Genomic DNA, 20,067 nt, shown 5'->3' with positions numbered 1-20,067 from the left:
TTGGAGACATGAGCTGTTGCAGGGGGGCGAAGACCAAGTTTGGGCCGGAAGATCGTCCCGGACGCTAGCGGGTTCAAGCGGGCCTCTCAACGGATGCAACGCTGCGATGTCGGAACCTTACCTTGAACCAGTTCCAGATCCGCGCGTATCTTGCGGCTCTCACGCGAAGGACTGGACCCAGGCCGGACCTGGATCGCGGGACTGAGACGCCGCTCACGCGGTGTCGCCCGCGCGGCCGAACACGCGAAGGACGCTCGATGACCGTCACCCGGATGCCCAGCACGATGCTCGCCCAAGCGGGATCGACGCGCGCCGGATCCGGCTACGAGCGCTACTTCCGCGGGGCCCTGGATCAGCTGCACGGGGAACGGCGGTACCGTGTGTTCGCCGACATCGAGCGGATCTCGGGGCGTTTCCCGACCGCCAAGTGGCGCCAGCCGGACGGCAAGACCACGGAGATCACCGTGTGGTGCTCCAACGACTACCTCGGCATGGGCCAGCACAAGGAGGTAGTCGCCGCCATGACCGAGACCGCCGCCCGCTGCGGCGTCGGCGCCGGCGGCACCCGCAACATCGCCGGCAACACCTCGCCGCTGGTCGACCTGGAGCGCGAGCTCGCCGACCTGCACGGTAAGGAGGCCGGCCTCGTCTTCACCTCCGGCTACGTCTCGAACCAGGCCGGCATCTCGACCATCGCCAAACTCATCCCCGACTGCCTGATCCTGTCGGACGCCTTCAACCACAACTCGATGATCGAGGGCGTGCGTCATTCCGGCTGCGCCAAGACGATCTTCCGCCACAACGACCTCGCGCATCTCGAGGAGTTGCTGCGGCAGGCCGGCGACCGGCCCAAGCTGATCGTGTTCGAGTCGGTCTACTCGATGGACGGCGACGTGGCGCCGATCGGCGCGATCTGCGACCTGGCCGACCGCTACGGCGCGATGACCTACCTCGACGAGGTCCACGCCGTCGGCCTCTACGGACCGCGCGGCGGCGGCATCGCCGAGCGCGACGGCGTCATGCACCGGGTCGACGTGATCGAGGGGACGCTGGCAAAGGGTTTCGGCTGCGTGGGCGGCTACATCACCGCCTCGGCGGCGATCTGCGACGCGGTGCGCAGCTTCGCGCCGGGCTTCATCTTCACGACCGCGCTGCCGCCGGCGGTGGCGGCGGCGGCGCGGGCGTCGGTGCGCTACCTCAAGCGGTCGAGCGCGGAGCGCGAGGCGCATCAGCGGCAGGCGGCGGCCACGAAGGCGGCGCTGACCGCGGCGGGGCTGCCGGTACTGGAGACCGAGACGCACATCGTGCCGGTGATGGTGGGCGATGCCGAGCTGTGCAAGGCCGCGGCCGACCATCTGCTCGAGCACCACGCGATCTACATCCAGCCCATCAACTACCCGACGGTGCCGCGCGGCACCGAGCGGCTGCGGATCACGCCGTCGCCGTTCCACGACGCGGCGCATATCGAGCGCCTCGCCGCGGCGCTCGGCGAGACCTGGGAAGCGCTGGACCTGCCCCGCGCCGGCACCGTCTTCGTCGAGGCCGCGGAGTAGGATCCGCGCCGCCGTCCCGCGACAGGCTGTGTTGCGAGCGCCCGTCTTTGCGAGCGGAGCGAAGCGATCCAAAGCAGCAGGCCGTCGGCGGATATGGCGTCTCCGGGTCGCTTCGCTCCGCTCGCGGAGAGGGGGCGCAACGGCGTGCTGAGGCCGGCCTGACTGCGCGGCTTCGCGCTGCGTAAGCCGCCCGCACCGCTTCCATGTCCGGTCCCCATCTCGTCTTTTCCGGCGCCGCCCTGTAACGACGGCACCAATCCTCATCCGCGAAAAGCCCGCCTATGATCTCTTCCCCGCTCATGACCGTCATGGTCGACGCCGTGCGCAAGGCCGCGCGCGGCCTGCGCCGCGACTACGGCGAGGTCGAGAACCTGCAGGTCTCGCGCAAAGGTCCGGGCGACTTCGTCTCCGCGGCCGACCGCAAGGCCGAGGAGGTGCTGCGCGACGCCCTGATGAAGGCGCGTCCGGGCTACAGCCTCGTGCTCGAGGAGAACGGGATCATCGAGGGCACAGACAAGAGCCACACCTGGCACGTCGATCCCCTCGACGGCACGTCGAACTTCCTGCACGGCGTGCCGCATTTCGCGGTCTCGGTCGGCCTCGAGCGCGAGGGTCAGATCGTGGCCGGCGTGATCTTCGACCCGATCAAGGACGAGCTGTTCGTCGCGGAGCGCGGCAAGGGCGCCTACCTCAACAACCGGCGCCTGCGCGTCTCCGGCCGCCAGGACATGGCCGACGCGCTGGTCGGGTACGGGACGCCCTATCTCGGCCGCGGCAGCCATCCGCGCCTCCTGCGCGAGCTCGGCGCCGTGATGGCGGTGGCCGGCGGCACGCGCCGGATGGGTTCGGCGGCCCTCGACATGGCCTACGTCGCCTGCGGGCGCCTCGACGCCTACTGGGAGCGCGACCTCCAGACCTACGACTTCGCCGCCGGCGTGATCCTGGTGCGCGAGGCCGGCGGCTTCGTGAGCTCGGCGGACGGCGCGGCCGAGCCGCTGGCGCCCCGCTCGGTGGCCTGCGGTAACGAGGAGCTGCACCGGGAGCTCGTCGCCATCCTCAAGAAGGTCCAGGTGGGCTGAGCCGCCGCGAACTGGTCAGGGCGCCGGGCTTCTGCTTTAAGCCCGCTCTTCTCCACGGAAGGCCGAACGCATGGAAGCCCGCCGCCACGTCGCGCTGAAGGAATCGGTCCGCTCGATTCCTGATTACCCGAAGCCGGGGATCATCTTCCGCGACATCACCACCCTGCTGAGCGACCCGCGCGCCTTCCGGCGGGCGGTGGACGCCCTGGTGCATCCCTACGCCGGCGGGCAGATCCACCAGGTCGCCGGCATCGAGGCCCGGGGCTTCATCCTCGGCGGGGCCATCGCCCACCAGCTCTCCTGCGGCTTCGTGCCGATCCGCAAGAAGGGCAAGCTCCCCCACAAGACCGTGTCGATGGCCTACGCCCTCGAGTACGGCACCGACGAGATCGAGATCCACGTCGACGCCGTCCGGCCGGGCGACAAGGTGCTGCTGGTCGACGACCTGATCGCCACAGGCGGCACCGCGATCGCGGCCGTGAACCTGCTCCAGAAGATCGGTGCCGAGATCGTGGCGGCCTGCTTCGTCATCGACCTGCCCGAGATCGGCGGCGCGCAACGCCTGCGCGACCTGGGCGTCGAGGTGCGCACCCTCATGCAGTTCGAGGGTCATTGAGGCCCGCGAAACGTTGACTTCGCGGGGACCATCCGCCATAAGCCCGCCACTCGCGACGTGGCGCCCCTCATGGGCGCCCTTCGTGTTTGCAGACAACCAGGACGCGTGAAGGTCGGGTGCAGCAATAGCTGCCCGCGAGCGCGCCTCGACCTTTGAAGGCTCTGAGCCATGAAGAGAACCTACCAGCCGAGCAAGCTCGTCCGTAAGCGCCGTCACGGTTTCCGTGCGCGCATGGCCACCGCCGGCGGCCGTAAGGTCATCGCGCGCCGTCGCGCCCACGGCCGCAAGCGCCTGTCGGCCTGAGGCCTGATCCTCGCCGGCGCGGACGCCTCCAAGCATCCGCGCCACGAGGCAAGTGGTATCGGCCGGGATCGAACCATCGATGGCGACGATCGAGCGGCTCAAGAAACGACCCGACTTCCTGGCGGCGGCCGAGGGGCGTCGCTTCCACACTGAGCGCATGACCGCGCAGGGGCGTCTCCGGAACCCGGACGTCTGCCCCGGCCTCCGGCTCGGTTTCACCATCACGAAGCGCGTCGGCCACGCGACGGAGCGCAACCGCATCCGGCGGCGCCTCCGCGCGGCCCTGAGTCTGGTCGCGTCCGATCTGCCGGTCGAAGTCGCGGGCCTTCCGGCCGACATCGTGCTGATTGCCCGGCGTCCCGCCCTCGAAGCCTCCTTCGAGATCCTCGCCGAGGATCTGCGCCGCGCGATTCCCGCGGTAACCCGCCCGGCGGCGCCCCGCGGGGACAGGCCCTCCGGCCGATCCGGCGGTCGGCGCGCCAAGCAGGCCCCTGACACAACCACATCTCAGACGTCCTCTCTCCCGCACGAAGCCGGCCGCGCACCCGCGCAGGCGGCCCCGCCCGGCGGCGCCGACATCGGCCCGTCGCAGGGGTGCGACAGAGATCCCCGAATCACAGGCGCGCGCAGGTCCTCTGGGGCCGGCGACGTGCCTGTTGCCACTCCGAACGCGTGCGGCGGTGTCCCTGATGGGCAATGACAAGACGAACATGTTCGTGGCCATCGGCCTGTCGCTGCTGGTGCTGCTCGGGTGGCAGTACTTCGTGGCCGGCCCGCGCGTGGAGCAGCAGCGCCTGATCGAGGCGCAGAACAAGGCCGCGCAGCAGCAACCCCCGGGCGTGACCCCGGACGGTGTGCCCTCGCCGTCTCCGAAGGAGGGCGGTCCGGCCGCCCCCGCGCCCGGCACGCTGCCGACCGCCCAGGGCGGCCCGGTCTCCCGCGAGGCGGCGCTGGCCCGCTCGCCGCGCATCCGGATCGAGACCCCGGCGCTCTCGGGCTCGATCGCCCTGAAGGGCGGCCGCGTCGACGACGTCTCGCTCAAGAACTACCACGAGACCATCGACCCCAAGAGCCCAGAGATCGTGCTGTTCTCGCCGGCCGGGACCGAGACGCCCTATTACGCCGAGTTCGGCTGGGTCGGCGCCAATGCCGGCCCGCTACCCACCAACGACACCCTCTGGACAGGCGACGGCAAGACGCTCTCGCCCGGCATGCCCGTGACCCTGACCTGGGACAACGGCGCCGGCCTCGTCTTCAAGCGGATCATCGCGGTCGACGACAAGTACATGTTCACGATCCGCGACGAGGTCGAGAACAAGGGCTCGGGCGCGATCACGCTCTACCCGTACAGCCTCGTCTCCCGCTGGGGTAAGCCGCACACCCAGGGCTACTACGTCCTGCACGAGGGCATGATCGGCTATCTTGGCAACGACGGCCTCCAGGAATTCACCTACGACAAGCTCGCCAAGGAAGGCGCCTACGGCGGTGCCAACACCAAGGGCAAGGCCTGGAGCGGCGTGACCGGCGGCTTCGTCGGCATCACCGACAAGTACTGGGCGGCGGCCGCGATCCCCGATCAGGACACGCCCTATACCGGCGCCTTCACGGACCGGACCGACGGTGCCACCAACGTCTATCAGGCGAGCGTGCGCGGCGACGCCGTGAGCCTCGCGGCGGGTGCCTCGGCAACCGCGACGCAGCGGCTGTTCGCGGGCGCCAAGGAAGTCAACGTCATCAACAACTACGAGAAGGACCTCGGCATCAAGCACTTCGATCTGATGATCGACTGGGGCTGGTTCTTCTTCATCACCAAGCCGATGTTCCGGGCACTGGACTTCTTCTATCACCTGTTCGGCAATTTCGGCGTGTCGATCCTGGTGGTGACCTTCTGCCTGAAGCTGCTGTTCCTGCCGATCGCGAACCGGTCCTACGTCTCCATGGCCAAGATGAAGGCCGTGCAGCCGGAGATGGCCGCCATCCGCGAGCGGTACAAGGACGACCGCATGAAGCAGCAGCAGGCCACGATGGAGCTGTACAAGAAGGAGAAGATCAATCCGGTCGCCGGCTGCTGGCCGGTGCTGATCCAGATCCCGGTCTTCTTCGCGCTCTACAAGGTGCTGTTCATCACGATCGAGATGCGCCACGCGCCGTTCTTCGGCTGGATCCACGACCTCGCGGCGCCGGATCCGACGAGCATCGTGAACCTGTTCGGCCTGCTGCCGTTCCCGGCGCCCGACTTCGTGCACCTGGGCGTCTGGCCGATCATCATGGGCATCACGATGTTCGTGCAGATGAAGATGAACCCCGCGCCGCCGGACCCGGTCCAGGCGCAGATCTTCACCTTCATGCCGATCGTGTTCACCTTCATGCTGGGCTCGTTCCCCGCCGGCCTCGTGATCTACTGGGCCTGGAACAACACCCTGTCGGTGATCCAGCAATACATCATCATGCGCCGCAACGGCGTGAAGGTGGAGCTGTGGGATAATCTCCGCACCACATTCAAGCGCGGCGGCACCAAGGCGGCCGCTACCAAGAGCTGACGGGCGAGACGCCGTGAGCGAGACCCACGACGACGCGGCCGACCTCCTGGAGGCCGGTCGCCTTCTCTTCGCCGGCCCCGCCGACTTCTACGCGGCCGCCCAGGTCCTCGACCGGCTGCCGCCCATGGAGGGTGTCGAGATCGCCTTCGCGGGGCGCTCGAATGTCGGCAAGTCGAGCCTGATCAACGCGCTGACCGGCCGCAACACCCTGGCGCGGACCTCGCACACGCCGGGGCGGACGCAGCAGCTCAACTTCTTCCGAATCGGCGAGCGGCTGTCGCTGGTCGACATGCCCGGCTACGGCTACGCCGCCGTCGAGAAGGCCAAGGTCGAGGCCTGGACCCGGCTGATCCACTCCTACCTCAAGGGCCGCGCGAACCTCGCCCGGGTGTTCATGCTGATCGACGCCCGGCACGGCTTCAAGTCGATCGACACCGACGTCCTCGACGGTCTCGACAAGGCCGCGGTGAGCTATCAGGTCGTGCTGACCAAGGGCGACTCCCTCAAGAAGGGCGAGGTCGCGAGCCGCATCGCCGGGATCGAGGCGGGTCTCGCCAAGCGGCCCGCCGCGTACCCGCAGGTGATCCTCACCTCGAGCCGGGACGATTCCGGGGTGCCGGACCTGCGGGCGGCCATCGCCAAGCTCGTGGTGGAGCGCGGCGCGTGAGACTCTCGGGTGTCGACCGCGCGCTCGCGGCGCTCGCCGGCCTCGCCGGGCTGCTCGGCGTCGCACTGAGCGCCGCCGCGGCGCACATCCCCGGCACGGACTCGCTGAAGACGGCGGCGCAGTTCCTGCTGTTCCACGCCCCCGCCATCCTGGCGCTGGTCGGCCTCGGGGCCGCCGGTCTCGTCCGGATAGGCCTCGCGCGCGCGGCGGCCGGGCTCCTGGTCGCCGGTCTGATCCTGTTCTGCGGCGACCTCTCGGTGCGCGCGTGGCTCCAGCACCCGCTCTTCCCGATGGCCGCGCCCACCGGCGGCTTCGCCCTGATGAGCGGCTGGCTCGTCGGGATCCTCTGCGCGCTGGTGCCGGCGCGACGCGTCGTCTGACAGTTCCGACCGGCGGCTCGGCGACCACCGTCTCTGCGAGAGGAGCGAAGCAATCCAGACGGCGCCGGGCCGAGCGATGCGGCGCTGCCCTGGGTTCCGCTCCGCTCGCAAAGACGGCGCTGTCGCGCCCTATGGTGCTCTCACCTGCAGGAATTCCAGGGCCGGCCCCTGGGCGTCCGAGAAGATCCCGGCGGTGAGCGCGCCGCCGTAGACGGCCGCGGTGTCGAGGTTGGTGCGGAACCGGCGCACTTCCGGGCGGCCATTCCGTTGCGGCGTGTGACCGTGGACCACGTGCCGTGCGAAATCGTGGTCGCCTTCGAGGAACGGCTCGCGGATCCAGAGGCGATCGTGCGCGTCCGAATCGAGGGCGTCCGCGCCGGGCCGCAGGCCGGCATGCACGTACCAATGCGCGCCGTCACCGTGCAGCGTCGGGAGCGCCTCGATCCAGTCGAGGGTGTCCCGGGGCAGGCCGGCGGGGTCCCGCGCGCCGAACGAGTCGAGCGTCGCCTCGCCGCCGTTGTACATCCAGTGCGCGGCCGCGCTTCGCGTCTGCAGCGCGTCGAGCAGCATCCGCTCGTGATTGCCCATCAGGCAGACGACGCGCTCGGGCTCGGCCCAGTTCAGGCGGCTCACGGTGCGGAGCACCGCGGCGCTGTCCGGGCCGCGGTCGATGTAGTCGCCGAGGAAGACCAATCGGTGCGCGCGGTCGCCGGCATGGTCGGCGATCCGCTCCAGCAGCGCGTCGAGGAGGGCGGCGCAGCCGTGGACGTCGCCGATCGCGTAGGTGAGGGAGCCGGAATCCATGGCACCATCGTCCACCGGGGCGCCGCGCTCCGCAAGACCGCCCGGACCGGAGCGCTACGCCGCCAGGGCGCGCATCTCCGCGATCAGGTCCGACTTGCCCTCGAAGCCGATGCCCGGCAGCTCAGGCATGGTGATGTGGCCGTCCTCGACCCGCACCCCGTCGGGGAAGCCGCCGTAGGGCTGGAACAGGTCCGGATAGCTCTCGTTGCCCCCGAGGCCGAGGCCGGCCGCGATGTTGAGCGACATCTGGTGCCCGCCATGCGGGATGCAGCGGGCGGGCGACCAGCCGAATTCGGCCAGCACGTCGAGGGTGCGCAGGTACTCCACCAGACCGTACGAGAGGGCGCAGTCGAATTGCAGCCAGTCGCGGTCGGGCCGCATGTTGCCGTAGCGCAGGAGATTGCGCGCATCCTGGTGCGAGAACAGGTTCTCGCCGGTGGCCATCGGCCCGGGATAGTAGGGCGCCAACGCGGCCTGGAGTGCGTAGTCGAGCGGGTCGCCGGCCTCCTCGTACCAGAACAGCGGGTAATCCCGCAGCATCCGCGCATACGCGATGGCGGTCTCGAGATCGAAGCGGCCGTTGGCGTCCACCGCGAGACGGCCCCGGCCGCCGATCTCGGCGAGCACCGCCTCGATCCGGCGCCGATCCTCGTCGATCGGCGCGCCGCCGATCTTCATCTTCACGACATTGTAGCCGCGGTCGAGATAGCCCCGCATCTCGGCGCGGAGGGCGGAATCGTCCTTGCCGGGATAGTAGTAGCCGCCCGCCGCGTAGACGAAGACCCGCGGGTTGGCGGCGACCCCTTTCCGCTCGGCGAGCATCCGGAACAGCGGCTTGCCGGCGATCTTCGCCGCCGCATCCCAGATCGCCATGTCGAGGGTGCCCACCGCCACCGAGCGCTCGCCGTGGCCGCCGGGCTTCTCGTTGCGCATCATGGCGGCCCAGATGCGGTGCGGATCGAGATTGTCCCCGGCATCGTTGAGGAGGCTGGTCGGGTCGGCCTCCAGGATCCGGTCGCGGAAACGCTCGCGGATCAGGCCGCCCTGACCGTAGCGCCCGTTGGAGTTGAAGCCGTAGCCGACGACGCGCCGGCCGTCGCGCACCACGTCGGTGACCACCGCGACGAGGCTCGTGGTCATCTTGGAGAAGTCGATGTAGGCGTTGCGGATCGGCGAGGCGATCGGCTTGGTGACCTCGCAGACGTCGACGATGCGCATGGCTGTCTCTTCCTGGTGCGTCCCGGTGCCATAATCTCGGTCGCGCCCGGTCAGCCAATGCCGTTTCCGGGGAGCGCGATGCGCGGACGGCATCGGCCCCGCGCTGTCGGGTGAGGCGTGCCATGGATCTGGACTGGGTGAAGGACTTCCTCGCTCTCGCAGAGCACCGGACCTTCTCGCGGGCCGCCGAGGCTCGGCACGTGACGCAGCCGGCCTTCAGCCGACGGATCCGCGCCCTGGAGGAGTGGGTCGGAGCGCCGCTGTTCCTGCGAGGCGCTCAGGGTGCGGTCCTCACCGCCGCCGGAACGTGCTTCCAGCCCCAGGCCGAGGACCTGATGCGAGGCTTGGATCGGGCGCGCCGCGAGGCTCGGGCCGCCGGTGCGCATGCGGATGCGAGTCTCGCGATCGCGGCCACGCACGCGCTGTCGTTCACGTTCTTTCCGGGTTGGATCCGACGGCACGCGCCCTTCGAGACGCTTGGCGCCCTCAACCTGATCTCGGACAGCATGGCGGCCTGCGAAGCGATCCTGCTGGCCGGCGAGGTGCAGTTGCTCCTGTGCCACCATCGGGCGGATCTTCCCACGCGGCTGGACGATGGCCGCTGCGACTCCGTCCGCGTCGGTGCGGACAGCCTGGTGCCGCTCTGCGCACCGTCGGCCGCCGGGGCGCCGCTCTGGCCCCTGAACGGGCCGGTCCGCTACCTCGCCTACGGCGAGGCCTCGGGGCTCGGCCGGATCCTCGCGGCGAGCGGGGTGGCGGCCGGCCACGAGCCGGCCTTCACGTCGCACCTGGCGGCGACGCTGATGACCATGGCTCAGGAAGGCGACGGTGTCGCGTGGCTCCCGTTGACACTCGCGGAGGCGGCGATCGCGCGCGGCCTGCTCGTTCGGGCGGGCTCCGGGGAACTGGACGTTCCGGTGGAGATCCGGCTGTTCCGGACGCGGGAGAACCGAAGCGCCGCGGCCGATGGCCTGTGGCAGCGCCTGCACGCGCCCGCGCGCGACCGGACCTCTCAGCCCCTCGCCGCCCGGGCGTAGCGACCGTCGTAGCGGCCCGCCCGGATCTGTTCCAGGACCTCCTTCTCGCGAGCCCCCTGCGCCCGAACGGCGTCGAGCAGGGCCGCCGCATCGGCCGGCGGGAAAGACACGACGCCGTCGGCATCGCCGACCACCACGTCGCCCGGGTTCACCGTCCAGCCGCCGACGCAGACCGGCACGTTGATCGCGCCGGGACCGGTCTTGAACGGACCCCGCGGCGTCGCGGCCCGCGCGTAGCAGGGAAAGTCCGAGCCCGCGAAGGCCGCCGTGTCGCGCACGGCGCCGTCGATCACGTAACCGGCCACGCCCCGGCTCTCGGCAATGGCCTTCATGATGTCGCCCACCAGCGCGCGGCTCGTGTCGCCGCCACCGTCGACGACGATCACGTCGCCGGGACGAACCTCTTCCAGAGCCTGATGGATGGCGAGGTTGTCGCCGCTCCGGACGCGGACCGTGAAGGCCGTACCGACGAGTGGCCCGCCCCGATGGAACGGGCGCAGGCCGACCAAGACCGGCATCCGCGCCAAGCAGTCGCTGATCGTGGCCGTCGAGACATCTCGGAAGGCCGCCAGCACCTCCGGGGCGACGGCGGGCGGCGGCGGGTTGCGGGTGATGGTGGACATCGGCCTCGACGTCTCCCTGGCGGCATCGACCGCGCGGCAACGTGCCGAATCAACGGGGCCGGCGGGATCCTGCACCAGGCTGCCCCCGGTGTCGTGACAGAACGCGGTCCGGTCCGTCCCGATCAGTGGTCGGCCGCCGGAACCGTTCCCGCGCCGCCGCCGGTCGCGAGCTTGCGGCGCGCATCGGCCTGGCCGCTGGTCGCGCCGAAATAGCTCGCCGAGTCGCCGAGCTGTACCGAGGGCTGGCAGCCCGGCGTGCAGGACAGGGATTCCCGATCGAGACCGCGCTGCACCGTGATCGTCGAGTCCCGCGATGCCTCGACCCGAATGGTCGTCTCGGCGATCATGGCGCCGCCGTTGTCGAGAGCGATCAGGTTGGTGGAGCCGAAGCTCTTGCCGGTCAGCACGAGGACGCCGTTCTTCTGCGGCGTCACCTCGGCGATGATCGGGTTCCCGACGATGACGGTCGACGTCTTCTCCGGCAGGCGGAGCACCTTGGCGTTGTCGACGAGAATGGTCACGACCGGCAGGAGTTCGGGCTGCCCGGCCGCGGCCGCGGTGCCCGTCAGCAGGACGACGAGGCCGGCTCGGCCCGCGATCGACAGGATGCGACGCATCGGGTTTCCTCAAGACGGCGGGCGGTGCACGAGATCCGACCCGACGCCGGAGGCTAGCGCGGAACCCGTGAAGGAAGCGCTAAGCAAGACCAAGTCGCGGCACTGTGCGTATCGAAGAAACGCAACCTTCACCAAGCTCGCAGCGAGACAGCCTTTTACGTCGGTGCCGGATCGATTTAACCGATTTTCAAGGCGTAATCGGCAGTCTGTGCAGGCCGCCGATCGAGACCTGAAACTCTTCATCGGGCATCGCGCAAGTTTTATCTCGCTCTGTGTTGATCGAAGGATCACCCTCTATGAAGACCCTGTTCACGCGCTTCGCTTCGGACGAGTCCGGTGCCACCGCGATCGAGTACGGGATGATCGCCGCCCTCATCGCCGTGGCCATCATCACCGCGCTGAAGACCGTCGGCACCAGCCTGACCAGCAAGTTCAGCCAGATCTCCGGCAACCTGAACTGATCGGGACAAGTCCGATCTGCGGCAGGTCCGAGACATCCCGTCTCTCCTCAAGACTCGGAGAGAGGCGGGGGGCTCGGCCTGCCGGGATCGTCGTTCGTCGCGGCGGCGCCGGCCGCCCTGCACATCGGAGATCCGGACCGGCCGAACGATGGCCGGCGGGGATCGCTTACCCCTCACGCGGCAGGCTTCGACGAGATGGGCGCCGAGATGGTCGGTTCAGCGACGGCAAGCCTGGGACTGATCGGCCTGGGTCCGGCCGGTTTCGGCCTCCTGATCCTGTTCCCGTTCCTGATGGCCTACGCGGCCGCCAGCGACCTGCTCACCATGCTGATCCCGAACCGGATCTCCCTCGCGCTCGTGGCGGGATTCGCGCTGCTGGCCATGACGGGCCCGATGAGCTGGACCGAGATCGGCTTCCACTGCGCCGCCGGAGCGATCGTCCTCCTCGTCACGTTCACGCTCTTCGCCTTCGGAATCATCGGCGGCGGTGACGCGAAGCTCGCGGCCGCCACGGCCCTGTGGCTCGGCTTCGACGGCCTCGGCGACTACCTGCTCGTGGCCTCGGTGTTCGGCGGCGCCCTGACCCTGGCGATCCTGTTCGCGCGGACGCACCCGCTGCCGGTCCGGATCGCGCGCATGCCGTTCGCGCTGCACCTGCACGACGCCAAGACCGGGATCCCGTACGGGATTGCGCTGGCCGCCGCGGCGCTCCTCGTCCTGCCCGAGACCGACGTCTGGACCCGGGCCCTCGCCAGCTAAGACGTCTGCGGCGATTGAGAGGGGTGGGATCTGGAGCCCCGAGCCCGGCCCAGCTAAAAGTCGCGCATGCCCCTCGCGCTGCTGCGTCGCCCCGAGCCCGATCATCTTGAGGTCCAGCACGAGGGGACCAGCCTCCGCATCGCCCTCCGTCGGCGGCCGACCGCGCGTCGCATCACGCTCCGCGTCTCGGCCGCGACCGGCGAGGCGGTGATCACCCTTCCGAGCCGCACCGCCATCAACACGGCCCAGCGCTTCGCGGCGAGCCACGCGGGCTGGATCGCCGCGCGGCTGGCCCGGGTGCCGGCCCGCGTCCTGTTCGAGATCGGAGCCAGCCTGCCGCTCCGCGGCGAGCCCCACCGGATCAGCCAGCGCGGCACAAGAAGCGGTCCTGTCCGCGTCGAGTGCGCGGAGGGAGAGCCGGTGCTGTCGGTCTCGTGCGACGCAGCCCATGTGGCGCGCCGGGTCCGGGATTTCCTAGCCCGGGAGGCCAAGCGCGACCTGACCGAGGCGATCGAGCGCTACGCCGCGCAGCTTGGGCAGCGGCCGGTTCGCGTCACGCTGCGCGACACCCGCAGCCGGTGGGGATCCTGTACGGCCCGCGGCGAGCTGAACTTCTCATGGCGCCTGATCCTCGCGCCGCCGATGGTGCTCGACTATCTGGTCGCTCACGAGATGGCGCATCTGCGCGAGATGAACCACTCGCCGCGCTTCTGGGCCCTCGTGCACGGGCTCTGCCCGAACACCGACACTGCCGAAGCGTGGCTCAAGCGCCACGGCACCGGCCTGCACCGCTACGGCTGAGCCGGCAGACCCGCATCAGCCCTTGGCGCGGAGCACCCGCTGGCGCGCCACGGCGTCCGCCGGCCAGTTCGGGCGCGGATCGACCTCGCCGGGATTGAGGGTGCGGGGTGCGACGCTGTCGCAGATCTCCCGCTGGCGGATGATCACCGGGTTTCCGAACTCGTCGCGGCGGCGGATCAGGCCGCCGTCCCGGCAGTAGCCGGCGATCGCCGCCTGCCCGTTGCGACGGCCATACGGGTTCGCCGCCACGGGGGGATGCTCGATCACCAGCGTGTCGGAGTGGTTCAGCGAGCGTTCGATGTAGGTGGTCTCTCCGACCGGCAGGGGCTGGGCTCCCGCCTGCGCGAGGGAGGCCATCAGGCAGGCGGCCGAGAGAGTGAGCGGGCGCATCACGGCGTCAGGATCCGGCGCTGGAGGAGTGTTCGAAGGCAATCTAGGCCGCGGACACTCCCGCGGGTAGCGCCGACGCGCAACACCGCGCCCGCATCGCTTGACAGCGCGGGGCTGCCCATGGTCGGAACACGCCCGATTGTACGGCTCCCGCCGGTCCTCGGCCGGAGCGTTCCGAAGGGATCGGTGGTGCCGCTTCACGCGAGGCTCGTTCGTTTCCGGCGTGCCGCCCGGCGCGTCGCGCTGCCGGTTCTCCTCGCCCTCGTCGCGGCGGCGCTCGCGCCCGCCGGGCCGGCCGCGGCTCAGGGCATGGTGCGCAAAACCTTCGACGACTGGCAACTGCGCTGCGAGACGCCGGCCGGCGCGAAGGCCGAGCAATGCGCCCTCGTCCAGTATCTCGCCGCCGAGGACCGGCCCAACCTGACCCTCGTGGTGATCGTCCTCAAGACCGCCGACAACCGCGGTTACCTGCTGCGTGTGGTGGCGCCGCTGGGCGTGCTCCTGCCCTCCGGTCTCGGCCTGAAGATCGACCAGACCGATATCGGCCGCGCGGGCTTCGTCCGCTGCCTCACCACCGGGTGCGTGGCCGAGGTCGTGATGGACGACGGGTTGATCCGCCAGTTCAAGAACGGCACGCAGGCGACTTTCATCGTGTTCCAGACGCCCGAGGAGGGCGTCGGCATCCCGCTGTCGATGAAGGGCTTCGCGGCCGGGTTTGATAGCCTGAAATGACGGTGCCGTTCGGGAGCCGTACGATGATCGGACATCGGGACAGGATGCTCACACGGTCCCCGGACGTCGCCCGACGCCGGACCGCCGCCCTTCGGCTGGGTGCGCTCGTCTTGGCCGCATCCCTCTCCGCCGCGCCCCCGAGCCGGGCCGAGGAGGGCAACATCTTCTCCAACCTGTTCAAGTACGGCGGCACGACGGTCCCCCCGTCGCAGCCCGAAGCCCTAGATCCGGCTTACTGCCCGACGGTCGAGGTCGCGGAAGGCGGCGCCGCCTCGCGCACCCTCGCGGGCGACGCGGTGCGCACCCAGTTCTCCCTCGGCCGTCTCGCCCGCGAATGCACCCGGCGTCAGGACGGCTCGATCACCGTCAAGGCGGGCGCCGAGATCAACGTCCTGCTGGGACCGGCGGGCGCGCCGGGCCGGTTCGATGTGCCGGTGACGTTCCAGATCCGGCACGACGGCAAGGTCGTCTCGAGCCGCACCGAGCGGGCCGGCGTGATCGTCGGGCCCGGCGAGGCGCAGGGCTTCGCCACGGTGGTCGCCGATGAGCTTCAGGTTCCGGCCGCGATGACGGCCGATTACGACATCGCGGTGGGTGTCGGCACCGGCAAGGGTGCCGGCGGGAAGACCGCCGCGAAGCCGCGCCGCCGGAAACCGGTGGTCGCCGCGGAGCCGGCCGGCGGAGGCGACGCTGCCCAGTGACGCCGCGGCGCGCCTCGGCCATCCGACCCCACTGATTGCGAAGACAGGCCGCGACGGGATCTGGCTCGGCCGGCAGATCCGGTTTCGCCTGGAGCCCACGGACGATCCCGCGTTCGATCGCCGCCTCGTGCTCCCGGACCATCGCGCAGGCTGGATCGTGCTGAGCTATGCCGGCGATCCCACGGCGGCGCCTCGACGCCCGATCCTCCGCGTCCTGCGGGGTCCTGACGAGTCCGTTCAGGACTTCGTTCTGCCAGGAGCCTCACAGGGGCTCGCCCACTGGCTCGGGCTCATCCCGCCGGATACGCGTGAGATCCGCCTGTCTGCCGGTGCCGACGTCACCGTGGAGCGGGTCGGCGCCCGGCGCGAGGCCGAGGTGCTCGCGCAGTGCCTCCTGCGCCGGCCCTGGCGCTGCGTCTCAGCGCTCTACGAGCGCGCCCGCGGTTCGGAACGGCGCTACCGCGACATCCTGCGCGGCGCCTGCGCGGTGACACCGATCGCCCGGTTCCCGTCCTGGGTCGCTGCCCGGACCCGGCCCGCCCGCATTGCGCCCACGGCCCTGCGGATCCGCTGCATCCTTCTCGCCCAATCCGGGGACGCGGCGGCGCTGTCGGCCACGTGCGGCGCGCTGCGCGCGCAGACGCACCGCCCCGAGTCGATCCGAGTCGCCTGGGCGGAAGCGCCGCCCGCATCGGCCGACGGGCCGATGTCCGGCCAAGTTTGGGACGAGGCTGCCGGCTTCGACGATCTTTCAGGCGGGGCGGACGCCCTGTGCCTGCTGCGCCCCGGCGATGTCCCGGTGCCGGAGGCCCTGGCGCTGCTTGCCCACGCCCTGTCAGAGGCGGACATCGCCTACGGCGACGCGATCGGCCCCGACGGCCGGCCGCAGCTGAAGCCGGACTGGAGCCCGGATCTCGCCCTGGCGACCGGTTATCCGGGGTTCCCTCTGCTCCTGTCGAAGACGTGGCTCGCCGCGGCCTTGGCGGGCCCGGTCGGCCGGATGGCCGTGCTCACGCCGCCCATCGTGGCCGCCGCGGTGACCAGCGCCGCGCGGGTGGCGCATGTCCCGCGGATTCTCGCCCGCTCTACCGGAGACGGTCTCAATCCATCCGCTCGGGCCGAGGCACTCGACGCGCTCCCGGGCGCACGGCCTCCGTTCCGCGCCGGGATCCATGACGGCGCTGTTCGCCTGGAATGGCCCCTGCCGGATCCGGTGCCGCTGGTCAGCGTCGTGATCCCCTCGCGCGACCGCCTCGACCTGATCACCCGCGTCTGCCACGGAGTGCTCCGCGAGACCGCCTACGCGTCGATCGAGCTGATCATCGTCGACAACGGCTCAACCGATCCCGCGGTGCTCGACCATTACGCGTCCCTGCGCGGCGATCCGCGCGTCCAGATCCTCATGGACCCGCAGCCTTTCAACTTCGCCAAGATGGTCAATGCCGGCGTCGACGCGGCGTCGGGGTCGATCGTCGTGCTGTTGAACAACGACGTGGCCGTGCTGGAGCCCGGCTGGCTCGAGGCCATGGTCCGGCAGGCCTGCCGGCCGGAGGTCGGCGCCGTCGGGGCGAAACTTCTCTACGGGGACGGCACCCTGCAGCATGCCGGCGTCGTCGTCGGCCTCGGTGGACGGGCCGGCCACATCCTGCGCCGCCGGCCCGGCGACACGCCGGGCCATCTCGGCCGCCTGCGCGTGGCGCACGAGGTCTCGGCGGTGACGGCTGCCTGCCTTGCCGTGGCGCGCGACAAGTACCTGGCGGTGGGCGGCTTCGACGCCGAGGCCTTCCCGGTCGACTTCAACGACGTGGATTTCTGCCTGCGCCTCGGCGCCGCCGGCTGGAAGACGGTCTGGACGCCGGCCGCGACGCTGGCCCATCTCGAATCCGTCAGCCGTGGTCCGTCCGTCGGGGCCAAGCGTGCCCGCTTCGAGCAGGAGGCGGCCCGCTTCTCCGAGCGCTGGCGCGCCGTGATCTGGCACGACCCGTTCTACCATCCCGCCCTGTCGGTCACGACCTTCGGCGAGGATCTGGAGTGACGCCGCCGTCGAACGGCGCGTCGGGCCGCCAAGCTGTGCCGTATCTCGGACCGCCGCGCCGCTCCTGGCGCGCGCTCGTGGGCGCGATGCGTCACGTCCTCGGGCATCCCAGGGCGGCGGCGGCGATTCTGCGCGCGCGGCTGACGGGGAAGCGCCTGCGTTCCCGGCAAGCGCTCGCGGCCCTGGTCGGAATCGACCACCGGCTCGCCCTGCCGCCCGGGATCCTCGATCGCTTCCCGCCGGCACAGGCCGGTCCGGGAGACACGATCCGCCTGATCGGCGACGGCCTCCTAGTCTCCGGTGCGCTCGAGCGGATCGCCGCCCTGTTCGCGAGCGAGCCCGAACTCCAGGCCCTGTATGGCGACGCCCTCGTGCAGGAACAGCCCGGCGGAGCGGTCCTGCCGCATCTGCCGCCGGTCTTCGATGCCGACCGGCTCGCGGCCTTCGATTATCTCGGACCCGTCCTGGCCTGCCGACGCAGCGCCCTCGACGCAGGCATCGATCCCGGAAGTCCCGCCGAAGCGGCCCTTCGTATCGCGGAGCGCTTCGGCCCGCGCGCAATCGGCCATCTGCCAGAGATCCTGTCCGTCCAGCCTGGCAACCCGATCACGACGAAGGACAGTGACGCCAGACACGCCCTCCATCACGCCGTCGTGCGCAACCACTTGGACCGGACCGGCCGTTCCCGCGTGCGCGTGTTCGTGGGGCCGGACAAGCTCGTGCAGGTCGATCATCCCCTGCCCGACGCGCGGCCCCTCGCCAGCCTCATCGTGCCGACCCGCGATCGCCTGGATCTCCTGCGCCCCTGTCTCGAGAGCCTGCGAAGCTGCACCGACTGGCCGTCCACCGAGATCATCGTCTGCGACAACGACAGTCGTGAGCCCGAGACCCTCGCCTATCTGCGGGCCCTGGAGGGGGAGGGGAGGGGGCACGTCGTGCCATGTCCCGGGCCGTTCAACTTCGCCGCCATGAACAACGCCGCCGCGGCCCGCGCCCGCGGCAGGCTTCTGGTCTTCGTCAACAACGACGTCGAGGCGTTCCGACCCGACTGGCTGTCCCGCATGGCCCGGGAGGCCCTCCGGCCGGATGTCGGGGCAGTCGGCGCCAAGCTTCTCGATGGCGAGGGCCGGATTCAGCACGGCGGCATCGTGCTCGGCACCGGCGGCCTCGTCACACACGGACACCGGCACTTCCCGGGCGACGCCCCGGGCTACCTCGCGGCCTTGCGCGTCACGCACGCGGTCTCGGCGGTGACCGCCGCCTGCCTGGCCGTCGAGGCGGAGAAGTTCCGTGCGGTCGGCGGCTTCGACGACGCGGTCTTCGCCGTCGACTTCAACGACGTCGATCTTTGTCTGCGCTTGAAGGCGGCCGGCTACCGCACGCTCCTGGTCCCGGGGGCCGTTCTGCACCATCGCGAGGCGGCGAGCCGCCGCTGGACCTCCGAGGCCCGCGCCCGCCACGAGCGCGAGATCGCGGCGCTGAGAAAGCGATGGGGGCCGCTGCTGGTGCAGGACCCCCATTACCACCCGGGTTTCGACCCAGCACTCTCGACCCATGCGCGGCTGCGCGCCGATTTCCCCGCGCCCGGGCCGGCGCCCCTGCGCCGGCCGCTGGCCTGAACGGGCCTACTGCACGAGGCGCGGGCCGCCGCCCTGGACCTTCTCGTTCTCCGACATGATGCCGAGGCGCTTGGCGACCTCGGTATAGGCCTCGATCAGGCCGCCGAGATCCTTGCGGAACCGGTCCTTGTCGAGCTTGTCGGAGGACTTGATGTCCCAGAGCCGGCAGGAATCCGGGGAGATCTCGTCGGCGACCACGATGCGCATCATGTCGCCTTCCCAGAGACGGCCGGTCTCCATCTTGAAATCGACGAGCCGGATGCCGACGCCGAGGAAGAGGCCCGACAGGAAGTCATTGACGCGGATCGCCAGCGCCATGATGTCGTCGATCTCCTGGGGCGTCGCCCAGCCGAAGGCCGTGATGTGCTCCTCGGAGACCATCGGGTCGTTCAGCGCGTCGTTCTTGTAGTAGAACTCGATGATCGAGCGCGGCAGCTGGGTGCCTTCCTCCAGGCCCAGCCGCGTCGCCAGCGACCCGGCCGCGACGTTGCGCACCACGACCTCGAGGGGGATGATCTCGACTTCGCGGATCAGCTGCTCGCGCATGTTCAACCGGCGGATGAAATGCGTCGGCACCCCGATGTCGTTGAGGTGCTGGAAGACGAACTCCGAGATCCGGTTGTTCAGCACGCCCTTGCCGTCGATGACCTCGTGCTTCTTCGCGTTGAAGGCCGTCGCGTCATCCTTGAAGTGCTGGATGAGCGTGCCGGGCTCCGGCCCCTCGTAGAGGACCTTCGCCTTGCCCTCGTAGATGCGACGGCGGCGATTCATAGGCGTGTACCGTGGTTTGAGGAAGTCCATGGGCCGAGGCTCCTGATGCGCGACGATTGGGAGGAATCCGCGGCGCGGCGACCGGACGCGAGGTCGGGCCGCCGGACGGCCTCTGCCCGAGGGCCCCGGCGACCGGCGGCCAAAGTAGCGGAAGCGGGCTTCCAGCACAACGCGTTAGCCCGCAGGGCGGGATTGCGGGGGCGGGTCGGGACGTGCCCGGAAGGACCTCAGCTACCCGTCACGCCTCTGTCTTGGTCGGGTAGCGGCAGAGGTCGGCGATGAGGCAGCGCGGGCATTCGGGCTTGCGCGCCTTGCAGGTGTAGCGGCCGTGCAGGATCAGCCAGTGATGGGCGTGGAGCCG

At 70.3% G+C, this 20,067-nt stretch carries 23 protein-coding genes (1 of these 23 only partly in view); 16 read left to right on the top strand and 7 right to left on the bottom strand.

Features of this window, described 5'->3' with window-relative positions; all coding sequences use genetic code 11:
- Nucleotides 1–284 precede the first annotated feature (284 nt).
- The 8 genes from hemA (at nucleotide 285) to MOTC310_RS15490 (ending at nucleotide 7,138) form a co-directional block, all read left to right on the top strand.
- Entirely contained in the window at nucleotides 285–1,553 is a 1,269-nt protein-coding gene (gene hemA, locus MOTC310_RS15525; RefSeq protein WP_419539194.1) for a 5-aminolevulinate synthase, read from the top strand.
- A 281-nt stretch (nucleotides 1,554–1,834) separates the two neighbouring features.
- Nucleotides 1,835–2,632, top strand: coding sequence for an inositol monophosphatase family protein (locus MOTC310_RS15520; protein WP_331302414.1), 798 nt, complete (start codon nucleotides 1,835–1,837; stop codon nucleotides 2,630–2,632).
- A gap of 70 nt (nucleotides 2,633–2,702) precedes the next feature.
- On the top strand, nucleotides 2,703–3,248 hold the full coding sequence (locus tag MOTC310_RS15515) for an adenine phosphoribosyltransferase (RefSeq protein ID WP_012320444.1): 546 nt from the start codon (nucleotides 2,703–2,705) through the stop codon (nucleotides 3,246–3,248).
- A 168-nt stretch (nucleotides 3,249–3,416) separates the two neighbouring features.
- A complete protein-coding gene (gene rpmH / locus MOTC310_RS15510; protein ID WP_007558110.1) occupies nucleotides 3,417–3,551 on the top strand; it encodes a 50S ribosomal protein L34 in 135 nt (44 codons plus the stop codon).
- 79 nt (nucleotides 3,552–3,630) lie between these two features.
- Nucleotides 3,631–4,251, top strand: a complete 621-nt coding sequence (gene rnpA, locus MOTC310_RS15505; RefSeq protein WP_331293601.1) for a ribonuclease P protein component — start codon at nucleotides 3,631–3,633, stop codon at nucleotides 4,249–4,251.
- Complete coding sequence (gene yidC / locus MOTC310_RS15500) at nucleotides 4,241–6,091, top strand: membrane protein insertase YidC (protein WP_331302413.1); 1,851 nt, start codon at nucleotides 4,241–4,243, stop codon at nucleotides 6,089–6,091. The genes rnpA and yidC overlap by 11 nt, the downstream gene beginning before the upstream one ends.
- Before the next feature lie 13 nt (nucleotides 6,092–6,104).
- Entirely contained in the window at nucleotides 6,105–6,758 is a 654-nt protein-coding gene (yihA, locus tag MOTC310_RS15495; protein ID WP_331302412.1) for a ribosome biogenesis GTP-binding protein YihA/YsxC, read from the top strand.
- A complete protein-coding gene (locus MOTC310_RS15490) occupies nucleotides 6,755–7,138 on the top strand; it encodes a DUF423 domain-containing protein (protein WP_331302411.1) in 384 nt (127 codons plus the stop codon). The genes yihA and MOTC310_RS15490 overlap by 4 nt, the downstream gene beginning before the upstream one ends.
- Nucleotides 7,139–7,267: 129 nt before the next feature.
- On the opposite strand, the gene MOTC310_RS15485 is transcribed toward MOTC310_RS15490, so the two are convergent.
- Complete coding sequence (locus MOTC310_RS15485) at nucleotides 7,268–7,942, bottom strand: metallophosphoesterase family protein (RefSeq protein WP_331302410.1); 675 nt, start codon at nucleotides 7,940–7,942, stop codon at nucleotides 7,268–7,270.
- A gap of 54 nt (nucleotides 7,943–7,996) precedes the next feature.
- Nucleotides 7,997–9,160 carry a mandelate racemase/muconate lactonizing enzyme family protein gene (locus tag MOTC310_RS15480; protein ID WP_331302409.1) on the bottom strand — a complete coding sequence of 388 codons (1,164 nt, stop codon included), beginning with the start codon at nucleotides 9,158–9,160 and terminating at the stop codon, nucleotides 7,997–7,999.
- A gap of 122 nt (nucleotides 9,161–9,282) precedes the next feature.
- Here MOTC310_RS15480 and MOTC310_RS15475 point away from each other — a divergent pair, with 122 nt between their 5' ends.
- Nucleotides 9,283–10,197 carry a LysR family transcriptional regulator gene (locus MOTC310_RS15475; protein ID WP_331293590.1) on the top strand — a complete coding sequence of 305 codons (915 nt, stop codon included), beginning with the start codon at nucleotides 9,283–9,285 and terminating at the stop codon, nucleotides 10,195–10,197.
- Here MOTC310_RS15475 and MOTC310_RS15470 read toward each other — a convergent pair.
- Both MOTC310_RS15470 and MOTC310_RS15465 read right to left on the bottom strand, forming a co-directional pair.
- Nucleotides 10,173–10,820, bottom strand: a complete 648-nt coding sequence (locus tag MOTC310_RS15470) for an RraA family protein (protein ID WP_331302408.1) — start codon at nucleotides 10,818–10,820, stop codon at nucleotides 10,173–10,175. The genes MOTC310_RS15475 and MOTC310_RS15470 overlap by 25 nt on opposite strands.
- 122 nt (nucleotides 10,821–10,942) lie before the next feature.
- Nucleotides 10,943–11,437 carry a pilus assembly protein N-terminal domain-containing protein gene (locus MOTC310_RS15465; RefSeq protein WP_331302407.1) on the bottom strand — a complete coding sequence of 165 codons (495 nt, stop codon included), beginning with the start codon at nucleotides 11,435–11,437 and terminating at the stop codon, nucleotides 10,943–10,945.
- Nucleotides 11,438–11,733: 296 nt separating this feature from the next.
- On the opposite strand from MOTC310_RS15465, the gene MOTC310_RS15460 reads away from it, so the two are divergent.
- The 3 genes from MOTC310_RS15460 (at nucleotide 11,734) to MOTC310_RS15450 (ending at nucleotide 13,458) form a co-directional block, all read left to right on the top strand.
- Complete coding sequence (locus MOTC310_RS15460) at nucleotides 11,734–11,898, top strand: Flp family type IVb pilin (RefSeq protein WP_012320434.1); 165 nt, start codon at nucleotides 11,734–11,736, stop codon at nucleotides 11,896–11,898.
- Nucleotides 11,899–12,105: 207 nt separating this feature from the next.
- Nucleotides 12,106–12,657 carry an A24 family peptidase gene (locus MOTC310_RS15455; protein WP_331302406.1) on the top strand — a complete coding sequence of 184 codons (552 nt, stop codon included), beginning with the start codon at nucleotides 12,106–12,108 and terminating at the stop codon, nucleotides 12,655–12,657.
- 66 nt (nucleotides 12,658–12,723) lie between these two features.
- Nucleotides 12,724–13,458 carry a M48 family metallopeptidase gene (locus MOTC310_RS15450; protein WP_331302405.1) on the top strand — a complete coding sequence of 245 codons (735 nt, stop codon included), beginning with the start codon at nucleotides 12,724–12,726 and terminating at the stop codon, nucleotides 13,456–13,458.
- Between the two features lie 15 nt (nucleotides 13,459–13,473).
- Here MOTC310_RS15450 and MOTC310_RS15445 read toward each other — a convergent pair whose 3' ends face one another.
- Nucleotides 13,474–13,848 carry a hypothetical protein gene (locus MOTC310_RS15445; RefSeq protein ID WP_331302404.1) on the bottom strand — a complete coding sequence of 125 codons (375 nt, stop codon included), beginning with the start codon at nucleotides 13,846–13,848 and terminating at the stop codon, nucleotides 13,474–13,476.
- 186 nt (nucleotides 13,849–14,034) lie between these two features.
- Between MOTC310_RS15445 and MOTC310_RS15440 the strand changes: the two genes are divergently transcribed.
- The 4 genes from MOTC310_RS15440 (at nucleotide 14,035) to MOTC310_RS15425 (ending at nucleotide 18,935) form a co-directional block, all read left to right on the top strand.
- Nucleotides 14,035–14,580, top strand: a complete 546-nt coding sequence (locus MOTC310_RS15440) for an invasion associated locus B family protein (RefSeq protein WP_419539907.1) — start codon at nucleotides 14,035–14,037, stop codon at nucleotides 14,578–14,580.
- A 110-nt stretch (nucleotides 14,581–14,690) separates the two neighbouring features.
- Nucleotides 14,691–15,281: a hypothetical protein gene (locus MOTC310_RS15435; protein WP_419539906.1), complete on the top strand. Its 591-nt coding sequence runs from the start codon at nucleotides 14,691–14,693 to the stop codon at nucleotides 15,279–15,281.
- A gap of 157 nt (nucleotides 15,282–15,438) precedes the next feature.
- A complete protein-coding gene (locus tag MOTC310_RS15430; RefSeq protein ID WP_331302402.1) occupies nucleotides 15,439–17,316 on the top strand; it encodes a glycosyltransferase family 2 protein in 1,878 nt (625 codons plus the stop codon).
- Nucleotides 17,313–18,935 carry a glycosyltransferase family 2 protein gene (locus tag MOTC310_RS15425; protein ID WP_331302401.1) on the top strand — a complete coding sequence of 541 codons (1,623 nt, stop codon included), beginning with the start codon at nucleotides 17,313–17,315 and terminating at the stop codon, nucleotides 18,933–18,935. Before MOTC310_RS15430 ends, MOTC310_RS15425 begins: the two co-directional genes overlap by 4 nt.
- A 6-nt stretch (nucleotides 18,936–18,941) precedes the next feature.
- Here the strand turns inward: MOTC310_RS15425 and purC are convergent, their stop codons facing one another.
- Both purC and nth read right to left on the bottom strand, forming a co-directional pair.
- Nucleotides 18,942–19,736 carry a phosphoribosylaminoimidazolesuccinocarboxamide synthase gene (purC, locus tag MOTC310_RS15420; protein ID WP_010684691.1) on the bottom strand — a complete coding sequence of 265 codons (795 nt, stop codon included), beginning with the start codon at nucleotides 19,734–19,736 and terminating at the stop codon, nucleotides 18,942–18,944.
- 208 nt (nucleotides 19,737–19,944) lie between these two features.
- Nucleotides 19,945–20,067: the 3' end of an endonuclease III gene (gene nth, locus MOTC310_RS15415; protein ID WP_331302400.1), read on the bottom strand. 534 nt of this gene lie beyond the right edge of the window; 123 of the gene's 657 nt are visible here — the last part of the coding sequence; its start codon lies off the right edge, out of view; it ends in the stop codon at nucleotides 19,945–19,947.

It is taken from the genome of Methylobacterium oryzae (assembly GCF_036441375.1).
GTDB classification, from domain to species: domain Bacteria; phylum Pseudomonadota; class Alphaproteobacteria; order Rhizobiales; family Beijerinckiaceae; genus Methylobacterium; species Methylobacterium oryzae_A.
Note: the sequence above shows the minus strand (reverse complement) of the source record. Positions and strands in the feature narration are given on the sequence as shown.